Origin of the sequence: Kibdelosporangium philippinense (genome assembly GCF_021390435.2) — a bacterium.
In the GTDB taxonomy this organism is placed as follows: Bacteria; Actinomycetota; Actinomycetes; order Mycobacteriales; family Pseudonocardiaceae; genus Kibdelosporangium; species Kibdelosporangium philippinense.
The window spans coordinates 2,350,763-2,365,007 of record NZ_JAJVCN010000002.1; the positions used below are offsets into that span (position 1 = coordinate 2,350,763).

The following is a 14,245-nucleotide window of genomic DNA, read 5'->3' on the forward strand; positions in this document are numbered from 1 at the left end:
ACACAACCGGGCATGCCACGCCCAGACCAGGCGAGTCGGCTTCCACTCCACACCTGAAGGCGGGCCTCCGCCGATTGGAGTCACAATGAAGACCGCAAAGGCGCGGTTAGCGGCATTCGGACTTGTGGCCGTGCTGGCCGCGACGGGATGCGGTGCCTCACCGACAGCGAGTAGTGGCAACGCGGGCGGCGGCGAGCCGACGACGGCTGAGACGTTCTACGCGGAGATGGCAGGCCTCACCGGGCAGGCGCGACGGGACAAGCTCGTCGAGCTGGCGAAGAAAGGGAACGCGCTCAACCTGTACACGTCGATGACGAGCGACATCGCGGACTTGATCACCGGCGCGTTCAAGGACAAGTTCGGCATCGACGTGCAGCTTTACCGGGCGGGCTCGGAAACCGTGCTGCAGCGCGTGTTGCAGGAGCAGTCGGCCAAGTTCGCCGGCAACGACGTCATCGAGACTAACGCCAACGAACTGTTCGCGCTCAACACCGAGGGCATGCTCGCGCAGTACAAGGGACCGCGGCGGGACCTGGTGCCGAAGGCAGGCCAGTTCGACGGCTGGACGGCGACGCGGTTCAACCTGTTCGCGCCGAGCTGGAACACCACGCTGGTGCCCAAGGGCCAGGAGCCCAAGCGGTGGGAGGACCTCGCCGATCCGAAGTGGGACGGCAAGCTCTCCATGGAACTCGGCGACTACGACTGGTATCTCACGCTCTACGGCTACTGGAAGACCAAAGGCCGCAGCGACGCCGAGATCGACACCCTGTTCGCCGACATGGCCAAGGGCGCCAAGATCGTCAAGGGCCACACCGTCCAGGGCGAACTGTTGTCCGCCGGTCAGTTCTCGATCGTCGCGTCGAACTACTCGTACATTGTGGACCGTGCCAAGGCCAAGGGCGCACCCGTCGACTTCCTGCCGTTCGCCCAGCCCGTGATCGCCCGGCCGAACGGCGTGGGTCTGATGAAGACCGCCCCGCACCCCGCCGCGGCGATGCTGTTCACCGACTGGCTGCTCGAGGAAGGGCAGCAACTGCTCGCCAAGGACGGGCTGACACCCGCTGTCGTCGAAGGCGACGATCCGCTCAAGGGCGTGGAGATCGTCCCGATCGACGTCAAGGCGATGGTCGAGCACGGCGACGAATGGCAGAAGAAGTACGACAAAGTCGTCTCAGGCGGCGAAAAGGTGTCCAACTAGGCCGAAAGGTAGCCGATGACCACGGCAGCGCCTCCCCGACCGCCGGTCACCACGGATGACCAGCCGGCGCCGATCCCCCGTCGGCGCCGGTGGTGGCCCAGTCCCAAACTGCTCATCACCCTCGCGGTGGTGGCCGCGATCGGCTACTTGGCGATCGTTCCCCTGTACTACTTGATCTGGGGAACCTTCTTCGACGCCAACGGATTCACGCTCGGCGGCTTCGCCACCGCGTACGGCGACGACCGGATCGGCAGTCTGATCGGCAACTCGCTCTGGTTCGCCATAGGATCCGCCGTGCTCTCGTTGCTCGTCGGCACCTCGCTGGCCTACCTGCAGGTGCGCACGGATGTGCCGTTCAAGGCCCTGTTCTTCGCCGCGTCGATCATCCCGCTGATCATCCCGGGCATCCTGTACACCATCTCGTGGATCTTTCTGGCCAGCCCGGACATCGGCCTGATCAACAAGATGCTCGAACCGATCTTCGGCCCTGGCACTATCGACATCTTCACGGTGTGGGGCATGATCTGGGTGGAGGGACTGCACCTGTCCCCCATCGTGTTCCTGCTCATGGTCGCGGCGTTCCGCTCGATGGACCCCTCGCTGGAGGAGTCCGCGCTGATGTGCGGCGCGACCAGGACGCAGGTGTTCCGGCGGATCACGGTGCCGCTGATCCGTCCCGCGATCGGCGCCGCCGTGCTCATCATGACCGTGCGCGGCCTGGAAAGCTTCGAGGTGCCTGCCCTGCTGGGACTGCAGAACGGCATCTACGTGTTCACCAGCCGCATCTACTTCGTGCTGCGCACCTACCCGCCGGATCTCGCGGCGGCCGGTGCGCTGGCGCTCGGACTGCTGGTGCTCGCGATGATCGGCGTCGCGATCTCCAACTTCGCGGGACGCGCGGCGAAGAACTACCAGACGGTGACGGGCAAGGGTTTCCGCCCACGCCCGATGCGGCTGGGCAAGTGGCGTCCGGTGATGGGCGGCGTCATCATCGCGTACTTCCTGTTCACGGTGGTGCTTCCGCTGCTGGTGCTGCTGTACACGTCACTGCTGAAGTTCTACCAGGCACCGTCGGGACAGGCGTTCGCGTCGATGACGTTGGACAACTACGCGAACCTGCTGAGCCTGCCGAAGGCGTTGACGGCACTGCAGAACTCGCTGTTCCTCGGCGTGGGCACGGCGACCGTCGTGATGGCGGGCATGGCGATCGCGGCATGGGTCGTGGTCCGGTCGAAGGTGCCCGGCCGGTCCATCGTGGACCAGCTGTCGTTCCTGCCGCTGGTGGTGCCCGGTCTCGTACTCGGCCTCGCACTGTCCTTTGTGTATCTGCGTAGTCCGATTCCCATCTACGGCACGATCTTCATCCTGCTGATCGCCTACGTGACCCGGTACATGCCGTACGGGATGCGCTACGCGGTCACGTCCATGCAGCAGATCTCGGCGGAACTCGAGGAGTCCGCCCAGGTCAGCGGGGCAAGTTGGTGGCAGACGTTCCGCAGAGTGCTGCTGCCGCTGCTGGCTCCCGGCCTGATGGCCGGCTGGATCTACATCCTCGTGGTCTCCTTCCGTGAACTGTCCAGCTCGATCCTGCTGTACAGCCCGGGCAACGAGGTCCTTTCCATCCTCATCTTCGAACAGTACGAGAACGGTGAGTTCACCGTTCTTTCGGCGCTCGGCGTGGTCATGGTGCTGACGCTCGTCGTGCTCGTCACGGTGGCGTACAAACTCGGCGCCAAGATCGGTCTGCGGCAGGACTAGCCGCCATCAGGAGGTCACAGTGCTTCACGTGGAGAACCTGGCAAAGACATTCGACGCCGAACAGCGCAAGCGCAGGGCGAAGAAGGGCACCGGCACGAACCGCGTGTTCGCGGTCAACGACATCAGCTTCGATGTGCGCGAGGGCGAGATGTTCACGCTCCTCGGGCCGTCGGGGTGCGGCAAGACGACCACCCTGCGCTCCATCGCCGGGCTCGAACACCCCGACTCCGGTGTGATCGAGGTCGACGGCCGGGTCCTGTTCGAGGGACGGGACGGGCGCAAGCCGCACAGCGTCCCGGCCAACGAGCGCAAGCTCGGGATGGTGTTCCAGTCGTACGCGATCTGGCCGCACATGTCGGTGTTCAACAACGTCGCGTTCCCATTGCAGGTCAAGAAACGCGGCGAACGGCCGAGCAAGGCGAAGATCGTCGAGCAGGTCCACCGGGTGCTCGCCACGATGGAACTGGAGGAGCTGGCGTCCCGCCCGGCGACCAAACTCTCCGGTGGGCAGCAGCAGCGGCTCGCCCTGGCCCGTGCCCTCGTGGTCGAGCCGTCGCTGCTGCTGCTCGACGAGCCACTGTCCAACCTGGACGCGAAACTGCGGGAATCGCTGCGCTTCGAGCTGAAGCGGCTGCAACGCGAACTCGGGATCACGTCGATCTACGTGACACACGACCAAACCGAGGCGCTCGTGCTGAGCAACACAGTCGCGGTGATGAAGAACGGCAACATCATCCAACTCGGCCGCCCGCGTGAGATCTACGAGAACCCCAACTGCAGGTTCGTCGCGGAGTTCATCGGCACCACGAACATGCTGTCCGGTTCGGTCGACTCGAAGAACGGCGAACGGTACACCGTGCTGACCGCCGACGGCCCGCTGGCACTGGACTCCGCCGTGGACATCGGGACCAACCAGGATGTGGTCGTCTCGATCCGGCCGGAAGCGGTGGAGGTCCACCTCGACAGCCGCGCGGGCGAGGTGCCCAACGAGTGGAAGGGCACCGTGGTCAACCGGGCATTCCTCGGCGAGGCCGTCGACCACGTGATCCGCGTCGGTGAGCACGAGATCCGGGCACGAGGCAACCCGTCCATCTCGATCCAGCCGGGCACGGATGTGTTCGTCCGGATGGACCCGGCCAAGCTGACACTCGTCCCCGTGGACTGAACGGGTGGCGTTGCCTGCGGTTCTGCGTAACCGCGACTTCAACCTGTACTGGGCCGGTGTGGTGGCCTCGCAGATCGGCACCCGCGGCACGGTCGCCGCCAACTTCTACCAGGTCTACGAACTCACCGGCTCGATCGCGTACACGGGCCTCGTCGGCGCGGCGCAGGCAATAGCGTTGGTCGTGCTCAGCCCGCTCGGCGGTGCCCTCGCCGACCGGGTCGACCGGCGCCGCCTCCTGCAGGGCGCGCAGACTGTCGCGCTCCTCGTGGCCGGTGCGCTCGCGTGGCTTACTCTGTCAGGTAACGCGGTGGCCTGGCACGTGGTGCTGTCCGTGGTGCTCACCACCGCGGCCGCGACATTCGACCAGCCCGCACGCCAGGCGCTCATCCCTGCCTTGGTGCCGCGCAGCCAGATCGCGGAGGCCATCGCACTGCTCAACCCGTCGCGCGAGTTGGCTGTGCTGCTAGGCCCGTTGCTGGCCGGTGTGCTGATCACGATGTCCGGGCCGGGGTTGATGTACGCCGTGGACGCGGCGACGTACCTTTTGCTGGTAGCGATTCTCGCGGTGCTGCGGACGCCTCCGCTCCCACTGCCCGAGGAGAAACGCACGGTCTTCCAGTCCATTGTGGAAGGTGCGAGGTACATCGCGCACCGGCCGTTGATTTACACCCTGATGGCTCTGGACCTGTCGGCGACGGTGTTCAGCGCCTACCGGGTGCTGCTGCCCGCCCTCGCCCTCGACGTGCTGCACGTCGGGTCGGCCGGCTATGGCATCTTGTCCGCCGCGCCGTCGGCTGGTGCGTTGTTGGCGACGTACTCGGTGTTCCGTACCGTCCAGCGAAGTACGCGGCAGGGCCGGGTGCTTCTGCTGTCCACAGTGCTCTACGGAGCCGCGGCGATCTTGCTGGCGTTCTCGCCTGTGTTCGCGCTCGCTGTCGTCGCGGCGCTACTGCTCGGCGGGTTCGACGCCATGGCAACGACAATCCGCCACGCGGCCGTGCAGATCGACACGCCTGACGAGATTCGCGGCAGGGTGACGGCCTTCTACCAGATGTCGTCGCGCGGCGGACCCGCTCTCGGCGACGTGGTGGTCGGCGCGTTCGCGGGGCTGGTGGGTCCGGTGGTCGCCTTGAGTGTGGGAGCGTTGGCGACCATCGGCGTCGCCGCGTCGTTCTCGTTCAACAACAACGTGGTCCGCTCGTACAGCGGCGTGGTCACGGAGGACCGGGCCTGAAAGCCTCGACCGCGGTGAACAGGTCGTCCACGGTCAGCCGCTCGGGGTTCTCGGCCAGGTCCGGGCGCTGGGCAACCGCGGCGAGGATGGCCTTGCGAGTACGTCTGCCGTCGAAACCGGCGCAACAGTCGGCGAGTTTGGCGTGCAGGGCGTCGTCCTCGACCAGCCCGCGCAACGACGGCCAGAGGGCCGCGAGCTCCACCAACGAGGACCGGATGATCCGCGCCAGCACGTCCGTGTCCGGCAAATCGAGCCGCAGCACCAGATCCGCCCGCGACAGGAACGCCTCGTCGACGCCCTCGGTGAAGTTGGTCGTGGCAAGCAACAGCACGTGCGGACACGTGGCACGCAGCGCGTCCAAACCGGACAGCACGGCGTCTGTCGCGCGATGCACATCCACCGGGTTGGTCTCGAACGACGCGGTGCTGCGCCGCACAGCCAACGCCTCCACCTCGTCGACCAGCACGACGGTGTGCGGTCGGCGCGCGGCGAGTTCCGGCAGCGTCTCGGCGAACAGCCTGCGCACCCCGCGCTGGCTCTCACCGAGCATTTCACTCGGGAAGTCGTGCGGGTCCACCTCGACGAACGTCGTCGCCCCGCGGTTGGCCACCGCCATCGCCGCAGCCTGCGCCAAGCCTTGGCACAGCGTCGTTTTGCCGGTGCCGGGCGGCCCGGCGAGCACGACGAGACCGTGCGGCGGGCCGGACAGCGACTGCAGCGCCCGGCCGTGGCGCAGCACGAGAACCGCAGTACCGAGCAGCCGTTCTTTCGTCCCCGGCGGCACGATGATCGACTCCCACGGTCCGTCGTGGTGGTCGGCAGGCAGGACGTGGATTCCGCTGACGCCGTGCGGGAGGCTCATGGCCAGGTCGGCCGTTCGAGTGCGGGCCATTCGATCGTCGTCGGATCACCGGCCTGCTTGTCGCGGATGACGTTCGGCGGCTCCTCGAACAACACCAGCGGGTCGCAGAGCGCCCGCATGGTCTCCAGCAGGCTGTCGAACATGTGGATGCGGACGACCTTCGCGGTGTTCTCCGGGTGATCGTTGAAGTGCTGGTGCCACAGGAAATGGTCGACGACGATGACGTCGCCCTTCTTCCACCGGTGCGTGGTGCCACCCTCCGGCTCGGTGCCGAGGTAGGTGCGGCCCTCGCCGTCCAGCACGTACAGCCACGCCTCACCGGGGTGGCGGTGCATCGACTGGCCCCGGCCCGGTCCGATCTCGAACATCGCCATCGTGATGCCGGACGCCTGGTAGCCGATCGCCCGGTCGAGCAGGAACGTGGTCCTGGTGCCCCGCGGGGTGTTGACCAACTCGAGGTCGTCCCAACTGGTGTGCAGCCGACCTGCACGGCGGTTGGTCTGCTCGCGGCCGACTCGGCGGATACGGCGCGCATATGGGTCGTCGCCGTCGAGGTGCGTGCTGAACGCCGGCCTCCCAGGCAGTTCCGCGACCGGGGTGTGGCCGGCGTCCTCAAGCACGTTCATGCCCATCGTCGCGAGCATCGGCTCGCTGGAGAACGTCAGGTACCGCGCGACTTCCGTACCGTCGTTGCCCGAGCGGTGCCACGCCCACGCGGGGATGTGCAGCGAGTCGCCGGGACCCCAGTCGATACGTTCGCCGTCGATCTCCGTCCAGCCCCAGCCCGCGACGACGAGCACCATGGCATCCCACGAATGCCGGTGGATCGTGGTCGTCGCGCCGGGGTCGAACTCGTGGGCAAGCGCGTCCATCGTCCGCGTCGGGCGCTCGCCGTCCTCACCGACGTAGACACCCACCCGGTGGCCGCGTTCGGTCTTGTGCATCACGACGTCCTCGACCGCGACCACGTCACGGTGATTGGCCCGCCAGTCCTCGATGAACTTGGCACGCCTGGCTTTCTGCACGTGATAGTGACTGACACCGGTTGTCGTCCGCGTGGTCACCTGATACCTCCTAGCTGGGTTGTACGAGTGCGGCCCCTCTGCCGCGTACGACCGCTGCGCTCACCGCGATCAGCACGCCGATGGCGCCCATGGCCGCCGTCAACGGGAATGCCAGCACCGCACCGGAAACCGCGAGCGGTCCACCGAACAGCGCGGCCGCGCGGAACGTGCCCGCGGCGGCGATCGCCTCCCCGCGTTCCTCCGGATGGACCGCGACCGTGGCGATCGCGGGCCCGATGGTCTGCAACGCTCCGGCGCCGAGCCCGGAGATCCCGAGCAGGACAGCCGCGAGCGGCCATGACTCGGCGACGGGCACCACAAGCCCGATCCCGCCACCGGCAGCGATCGTGCCGAGGACAAACGACCGGCCGATCCACTGCCCACGTACCCGCCCGACAATCGCGGCGCCAATGAGCGCCGTGCCGTTGGCGACGGTGACGAGCGCGCCCACAGTCGATGAGGACTGCCTCGCCGAGTCGAGCGCGACTGGTACGAAACTGCCCAGCAGGCCGCGCCAAGCTCCCGCGCTGACGCCCGCCCAGCAACCGACGTCCACTCCTGGCCGCCGCCAGATCCCACCCGGCGGCCGATCGGCCGGCGGCTGGAACGGTGGCAGCCGGTCGAGCAGCAGCGCGGGCACTATCGCGGCGCACGCCACGACAGCCCCGAGGATGAGCGCCAGCTGCGCGGAGATCTCGATGAGCACGCCCGCCAGCACCGGTCCGACGAGCAAACCGAAGCTGGACACGAAGTTGATCGTCGCGAGCGCGCCGACGGGGCGGCGGTCGCCCCGCACGACATGCGTCTGGCTACCGGTCCAGTAGCACGCGCGCGCCACTCCCTGCAGCAGCTGCGCGATCGTGAACGGGACGACCGCCACGGACATAACGACAAGCCCTGACGACAACCCGAGGGTGACGCCGGCACCGACGATGAGCACCCAGTCGCCGACGCGCCGCATCACCCAGCCAAGCGCGAACCGGGTGGCCATCTGCGCGACCGCAGAGACGGCGGTGAGAAAGCCGACCTCCGCGACCGAGTAACCGGCCCGCAGAGCCACAAGCGGGAAGGCGACGCTGGCGATGCCCAGTGAGCAGGAGAAGAGCGCCGCGCCTCCTGCTGACGCGGCCTGGTCACGCGACGGCCGCATTTGGCGCCGTCAGGCGTTGGATTCGGTGAGCCGCCCGGCGGGCGCGCTCTCGGAGGCAGGCTCGAAGTAGTGGACCGTGTCGTAGCCGAGGTGCTTGAAGACCCGGTTCTGGGCGTTGAACAGGCGCAGTGGCGTGCCGTCCGCGGCGAACAGCTGGCACACGTGGTTCTGCGGTACGTACAGCGTGTCGCCCTTGGTGATCTCGTAGCGCTTGGGCTCGAGGGCGATGCGCGCGTAGTACTTCTCGGCGATCTCGGCCTCGACCTCCCACTGCAGGGCGTAGCCGCCGCCGTCGAGGACGTAGTAGACCTCGTCGGCCATCTTCCAGTACTTGCCGCTCCTGCCGCCCGCGGGGATATCGAGCTCGAAGGCGTCGACACTGAAGATGCGGGCATCGGTCCGCGCCGGCGAGGACATGACGCGCACCCGGCCGAGCGGCGTGTCCTCCCAGACGGTGTCCGACGGCGAGATGACCTTCTTGCGGTCGAGCACGCCCTGGGTCCACACGCGTGACCAGTCCTCGCGCGGACCGAACTCGGACTCGCGCTCGACCGGGCCGGAGCGGCCCTGCTGGATCAGGCCCATGAACATGAAGGTGCTCTTGGCCTTCACCACCAGCGCGACAGCCTTCTCATCGTGCGGGTTGAAGTGCCGATGCACGGAGTCGGTGTGGACGAAGACGAGGTCGTCCTTGGCCCAGTCGTAGCGCTTGTCGTCGTGGATCTCGTAACCGCGGCCCTCGATAATATAGAAGGCAGCCTCGTTCTGGTGACCATGCCCGTGGTTCGACGACTCCGCGGGCAGCTCGACGAAGTGGACCTGGATCGTCTGGGTCAGGAAGTCCTCGTCCCCCGGCCCGATCCGCCACCAGGTGCGGCTCTTGGCACTGTCGCCCGAGTGCGCGACCTTGGCGTCGTCGACGACAACGGAGTCGTCCCGGACCCGCTCGGCGGCGAGCTGCCGCTGGCGGAACTCCCCGAGCCCGTAGGTCTCCGACGTCAGTCCACGCACGAACACGCGTCCGCTCTTACCCAACTCATCCTCCGAATGACCTCGACGAGCACGACCAGGCGGCGCGGATGCGGCATCCGTGCTCTTCCCCGAGCCAGGATCGACAGGGCCAATGGTATTACCGTTCTACCTAGTGCGCAATGAAGTCGCCTACAGGGTGGGACCGCCAGCATCGTGCGACGACGGAGCACGACGGATGGACACCAGCTCATCCGACCGAGACCAGGCCGTTACCCCAGCTCGCCCGCCGCCCCACAGGGCGAGGTGAGCACCGTGAGCTTGGTGTGGACTTTCGTACACGAGGTTGGGGCCTTGGCGGTCATCGCATGCCCGTCAGGACCTGAGCGGCGGCCGACAGCGGTTCGCAGGAATGGGTTCAAGGGTGTTTGTCAAGGGCTTTGGACCCTATCGAGGCCCAAGACGGGAGCTGCAGAATTTCGCAACTATTGGTCCTGCGTAGTCTTCGGTCGCTTGGGGGAGCCAGTGGTGGCGAGGAGGTCAAACAGGGTGATCCCTGGAGACATCGTGGTACAGACCACGGGCGAGGTGTTGGACAGCGCCCGGGACTATGTGCGGAGGCAGGTCGCCGCGTTCATCCGGCGGCTTCCGTGGCCGCTGGTGTCGGCCCGGGTGAAGCTCACTGTGTTCAGCCGTGCCAGCGGTCCGTGGGCGGCCCTGGCTCAGGTCAACCTGGAGTTGCGGGACCATCCGGTTCGGGCGCAGGTGCCGGTGGCGTTCTTGCACGAGGCGGGCCGCCTGTTGCGGCTGCGGCTGGCGGCGCAGGTCGCCAGGCTGACCCATCCTGATATGCCGCGGCCATGGCCATCCGAAACATGCAGGGGTGTGCAGCCGGTGTCACATGCTGCTCGGAGGCGCGCGATCGTCCGCCGCAAGTCGTACCCGCTGTCTCGGTGCACACCGGATCAGGCGGCGCTGACGATGGACGTGATGGACTACGACTTCCACCTGTTCACCGATGCGGACACGGGTCAGGACAGCCTGATCTACCGGGTCGGCCCAACCGGCTATCGGCTGGCTCGCCTGTCTGGGATGGCGCCGCCCTCGGCGCCGGTCACGGTGCCGCTGACGATCAACGTGCACCCTGTGCCGGAAGCGACCTTGGAGCAGGCGGTGGCGCGACTGACCGCGACCGAGATGCCGTACCAGTTCTTCCGCGACCACGCCACCGGCCGAGGCGCGGTGCTTTACAGGCGCTATGACGGCAACTACGGCCTACTGGCCCCCGCGCCACCTGACCAGGAACGGCCGGACGCGGAGGCAATCCACGATGGACAGTGAGCCGCGTTGGCTGAAGGAATTGACAACGGCGGATTCACTCCGCCTGCTCGGTAGCGTGGCCTTCGGCCGGATGGTGTTCAATCAGCACGCTTTGCCAGCGATTCGACTGCTGAACCATGTCGTCGACGACGATGCGGTCATCGTGCGCACGCACCTGGGGGCGGCGGCGCTGGGCACGGTAGGCATGGTGGTGGCCTACGAGGCGGACGCGATCGACGCGCACACACGTCTGGGGTGGAGCGTGGTCGTGACCGGTGTTGCCCGGCTAGTCACGGATCCTGACAGGGTGGCGCGCTACGAGCAAATGCTGCGCCCCTGGGTACGCGAACAGATGGTCCACGTGATCCGCATCGATCCCGAGATCGTCACTGGCTACGAAATGCTCGACGGCGCGGACTTCTGACCAACGACACGAGGTTCTGGGTGATCACGAAAAGCATTGCGGCGCGGCTGCGTTCCTGGTTGGCACGGGCCTATCTGGTCTATCTGACCAGAGTGCGCAAGACGGACGTCTCCCGGATGCCGTTCGTTCCGCAGCCTGCGCTGTTCCCGCTGAAACGAGACGGCCTGGATCCGGTGGCCGAGCTGTCCCGGATTCGCGACGAGCAGCCGGTCAGCAGACTCCCGTTGCCATTCGGCATGACCGTGTGGCTAGTCACCGGCTACGACGAGGTGCAGGCCGTCCTCGGCGATACCGCCACGTTCAGCAACGACTTTTCCAACCCGGGCATCGTCGGGATCGGTGCGGAGCATAACCCTGGTGGCTTGGGGTTCAGCGATCCCCCGGCCCACACCCGGTTGCGGCGCATGCTGACCCCAGAGTTCACGATGCACCGGCTGAAACCGCTCGCCCCGCTGATTCAGGCCATTGTGGACACCCAGCTCGATCGCCTTGCGGCGCACGGCGACCGGCCGGTCGACCTGGTCGGAGAGTTCGCGCTGCCGATCCCGTCCCTGATCATCTGCGAACTGCTCGACGTGCCCTACGAAGACCGCGCGGACTTCCAGCGACTGAGCATGGCCCGCTTCGACCTGTTCGGCAGTGCGAACGCCTCACTGGGTGCTGTCTCGGAGTCGTTGGCCTACCTGCTCGAGCTGGTGAAAAGGCAGCGCACACAACCCTCCGACGGGCTGCTCGGCAGGCTCGTGCGAGCACACGGTGACGAGATCGACGACCAGGAGCTCGCAGGGGTCGCCGATGGCCTGCTGACCGGCGGGTTCGAGACAACCGCGAGCATGCTCGCCCTGGGCGCCCTGGCGCTGCTGCAAGATCCGGACCTCGCGGCCCGGATGCAGGACGAGGACACGATCGGACCATCTGTCGACGAGTTGCTGCGCTACTTGACCGTGGTGCAGCTCGCGTTCCCGCGATTCGCCCGTACAGACATCCAGATCGCCGGAACGATGATCCGCAAAGGGGACATCGTGCTCTGCTCGTTGAGCGCGGCCAACCGCGACCCGGCGCTCGGCACGGACATGGACGTGCTTGACCCGGCCCGCTCGGTTCCGCCGCACCTGGCCTTCGGGTATGGCGTGCACCGATGTCTCGGCGCGGAACTCACCCGGATGGAACTCCGCGCCGCCTATCCCGCGCTGCGGCCGGCCATCTCACCGAGCGAGTTGTCGTTCCGGAAGCTCTCGCTCGTCTACGGGATCGAGACCCTGCCCGTGCTCCTTCACGTCACGCGAGGCGGTGTTTGAGGGCTTCGAGTTCGTCGTGCAGTGGGGTGGGTAGTTTGTCGCCGATCGTGGTGAACCACTCCTCGATCAGCGGGATCTCGGTGCGCCACTCGTCGAGGTCGACTTCCAATACGGCCTCAATGTCCTCGACGGGGGTGTCCAGGCCTTTCATGTCGAGCGCGCCTGTGGTGGGGACCCAGCCGATTGGTGTGTCGACGGCGGGCGCGGTGCCTTCGATGCGTTCGATGGCCCACTTGAGTACGCGGGCGTTCTCGCTGAATCCCGGCCAGAGGAACCGGCCGTCGGCGTCGCGTCGGAACCAGTTGACGTAGAAGATCTTCGGCAGTTTGGTGGCGTCGGCGTGTTTGCCGGTGTCGATCCAGTGCTGGAAGTAGTCCCCGGCGTGGTAGCCGATGAACGGCAGCATTGCCATCGGATCCCGCCGCACCACACCGACCTGACCTGTTGCGGCGGCGGTGGTCTCCGAGGAGAGGGTGGCGCCGAGGAACACCCCGTGCTGCCAGTCCCGGGATTCGGTGACCAGCGGGATCGTGGTGGCCCGTCGGCCGCCGAAGAAGATCGCCGAGATCGGCACGCCGTTCGGGTCGTCCCATTCCGGCGCGGTGATCGGGCATTGCGCGATCGGGGTGCAGTAGCGGGAGTTGGGGTGCGAGGTGAGCTCGTCGCTGGCCAGCGTCCAGTGTTCGCGCTTCCATGTGGTCAGGCGGTCCGGTGGGACCTCGGAGTAGCCCTCCCACCACACGTCGCCATCGTCGGTGAGCGCGACGTTGGTGAAGATCGAGTTTCCTGTGTAGAGGGTGCGCATGGCGTTCGGGTTGGTCTTCCACCCCGTTCCCGGGGCGACGCCGAAGAACCCGTTCTCCGGGTTCACCGCATACAGGCGGCCGTCCTCGCCGAAGCGCAGCCACGCGATGTCGTCGCCCAGGGTTTCGACTTTCCAGCCGGGGATGGCCGGTTCGAGCATGGCCAGGTTGGTCTTTCCGCAGGCGCTGGGGAACGCGGCGGCGATGTAGTGGACCTTCTGCTCGGGTGAGGTGAGTTTGAGGATCAGCATGTGTTCGGCCAGCCAGCCCTCCTCGCGGCCGATCACCGAGGCGATCCGCAGCGAGTAGCACTTCTTGCCCAGCAGCGCGTTTCCGCCGTAGCCGGAGCCGTAGCTCCAGACCATCCGTTCCTCGGGGAACTGGCTAATGTATTTGGTCTGGTCACAGGGCCACGGCACGTCCTTCTGACCGGGCTTGAGCGGCGCGCCCACGGAATGCAGGCAGCGCACGAACTCGGCGTCGTCGCCGAACAGCGCCAACGCTTTGCTGCCCATGCGGGTCATGATGTGCATCGAGGCGACCACGTACTCGGAGTCGGTGATCTCCACGCCCAGCATGGGTTTCTCCGCGGTCAGCGGGCCCATGCAGAACGGGATCACGTACATGGTGCGACCGGCCATGCTGCCTCGGTAATGCTCGGTCATGATGACCTTCATGTCGATCGGATCCATCCAGTTGTTGGTTGGACCCGCGTCGGCCTCGTAAGTCGAACAGATGAAGGTGCGGTCTTCCACCCGGGCGACGTCACTCGGATCTGAGGCACACCAGAAGGAATTGGGCTTCTGCCGGAGGCGCACAAAGGTCCCCGCTGTGACCAGCTTGCCGGTGATTGTCCGCCATTCCTCGTCCGAGCCGTCGCACCACACCACTTCCGCCGGGGTGGTCAGCTCGGCGACCTGACGTACCCAGGCGAGCAACGATTGGTGTGTGGTCGGTGTCTGGTCCAGGCCGGGGATGGTGGCTGCGGTCATCGTGTGTC

At 66.7% G+C, this 14,245-nt stretch carries 12 protein-coding genes; 7 read left to right on the forward strand and 5 right to left on the reverse strand.

The features are described 5' to 3' along the window. Positions 1-85 precede the first annotated feature (85 nt). The 4 genes from LWC34_RS29795 to LWC34_RS29810 are packed head-to-tail and all read left to right on the forward strand — an operon-like array spanning position 86 to position 5,355. On the forward strand, positions 86-1,198 hold the full coding sequence (locus LWC34_RS29795) for an ABC transporter substrate-binding protein (protein WP_233728395.1): 1,113 nt from the start codon (positions 86-88) through the stop codon (positions 1,196-1,198). A 15-nt stretch (positions 1,199-1,213) separates the two neighbouring features. Then, positions 1,214-2,956, forward strand: coding sequence for an ABC transporter permease (locus LWC34_RS29800; RefSeq protein ID WP_233728396.1), 1,743 nt, complete (start codon positions 1,214-1,216; stop codon positions 2,954-2,956). A gap of 28 nt (positions 2,957-2,984) precedes the next feature. After that, the gene (locus LWC34_RS29805; protein WP_233728397.1) at positions 2,985-4,121 is read left to right on the forward strand and encodes an ABC transporter ATP-binding protein; all 1,137 of its coding nucleotides are present in this window, start codon (positions 2,985-2,987) and stop codon (positions 4,119-4,121) included. 4 nt (positions 4,122-4,125) lie between these two features. After that, on the forward strand, positions 4,126-5,355 hold the full coding sequence (locus tag LWC34_RS29810; RefSeq protein WP_233728398.1) for an MFS transporter: 1,230 nt from the start codon (positions 4,126-4,128) through the stop codon (positions 5,353-5,355). Here LWC34_RS29810 and LWC34_RS29815 read toward each other — a convergent pair. Genes LWC34_RS29815 through LWC34_RS29830 form a run of 4 tightly spaced genes read right to left on the reverse strand, consistent with a single transcriptional unit; the run spans position 5,336 to position 9,466 of the window. Continuing rightward, entirely contained in the window at positions 5,336-6,247 is a 912-nt protein-coding gene (locus LWC34_RS29815; protein ID WP_233728399.1) for an AAA family ATPase, read from the reverse strand. The genes LWC34_RS29810 and LWC34_RS29815 overlap by 20 nt on opposite strands. Beyond that, complete coding sequence (locus tag LWC34_RS29820; protein WP_233728400.1) at positions 6,214-7,281, reverse strand: cupin domain-containing protein; 1,068 nt, start codon at positions 7,279-7,281, stop codon at positions 6,214-6,216. Before LWC34_RS29820 ends, LWC34_RS29815 begins: the two co-directional genes overlap by 34 nt. Before the next feature lie 10 nt (positions 7,282-7,291). Further along, the gene (locus tag LWC34_RS29825) at positions 7,292-8,431 is read right to left on the reverse strand and encodes an MFS transporter (RefSeq protein WP_233728401.1); all 1,140 of its coding nucleotides are present in this window, start codon (positions 8,429-8,431) and stop codon (positions 7,292-7,294) included. Between the two features lie 9 nt (positions 8,432-8,440). Beyond that, positions 8,441-9,466, reverse strand: a complete 1,026-nt coding sequence (locus LWC34_RS29830; RefSeq protein WP_233728402.1) for a cupin domain-containing protein — start codon at positions 9,464-9,466, stop codon at positions 8,441-8,443. A 501-nt stretch (positions 9,467-9,967) separates the two neighbouring features. Here LWC34_RS29830 and LWC34_RS29835 point away from each other — a divergent pair. The 3 genes from LWC34_RS29835 to LWC34_RS29845 are packed head-to-tail and all read left to right on the forward strand — an operon-like array spanning position 9,968 to position 12,442. Then, on the forward strand, positions 9,968-10,741 hold the full coding sequence (locus LWC34_RS29835; RefSeq protein WP_233728403.1) for a sigma 54 modulation/S30EA ribosomal C-terminal domain-containing protein: 774 nt from the start codon (positions 9,968-9,970) through the stop codon (positions 10,739-10,741). Then, entirely contained in the window at positions 10,731-11,144 is a 414-nt protein-coding gene (locus LWC34_RS29840; protein ID WP_233728404.1) for a pyridoxamine 5'-phosphate oxidase family protein, read from the forward strand. The genes LWC34_RS29835 and LWC34_RS29840 overlap by 11 nt, the downstream gene beginning before the upstream one ends. Positions 11,145-11,191: 47 nt before the next feature. Further along, on the forward strand, positions 11,192-12,442 hold the full coding sequence (locus tag LWC34_RS29845; protein WP_372496666.1) for a cytochrome P450: 1,251 nt from the start codon (positions 11,192-11,194) through the stop codon (positions 12,440-12,442). On the opposite strand, the gene LWC34_RS29850 is transcribed toward LWC34_RS29845, so the two are convergent. After that, entirely contained in the window at positions 12,423-14,237 is a 1,815-nt protein-coding gene (locus LWC34_RS29850; RefSeq protein WP_233728405.1) for a phosphoenolpyruvate carboxykinase (GTP), read from the reverse strand. The genes LWC34_RS29845 and LWC34_RS29850 overlap by 20 nt on opposite strands. Positions 14,238-14,245: the final 8 nt, after the last annotated feature.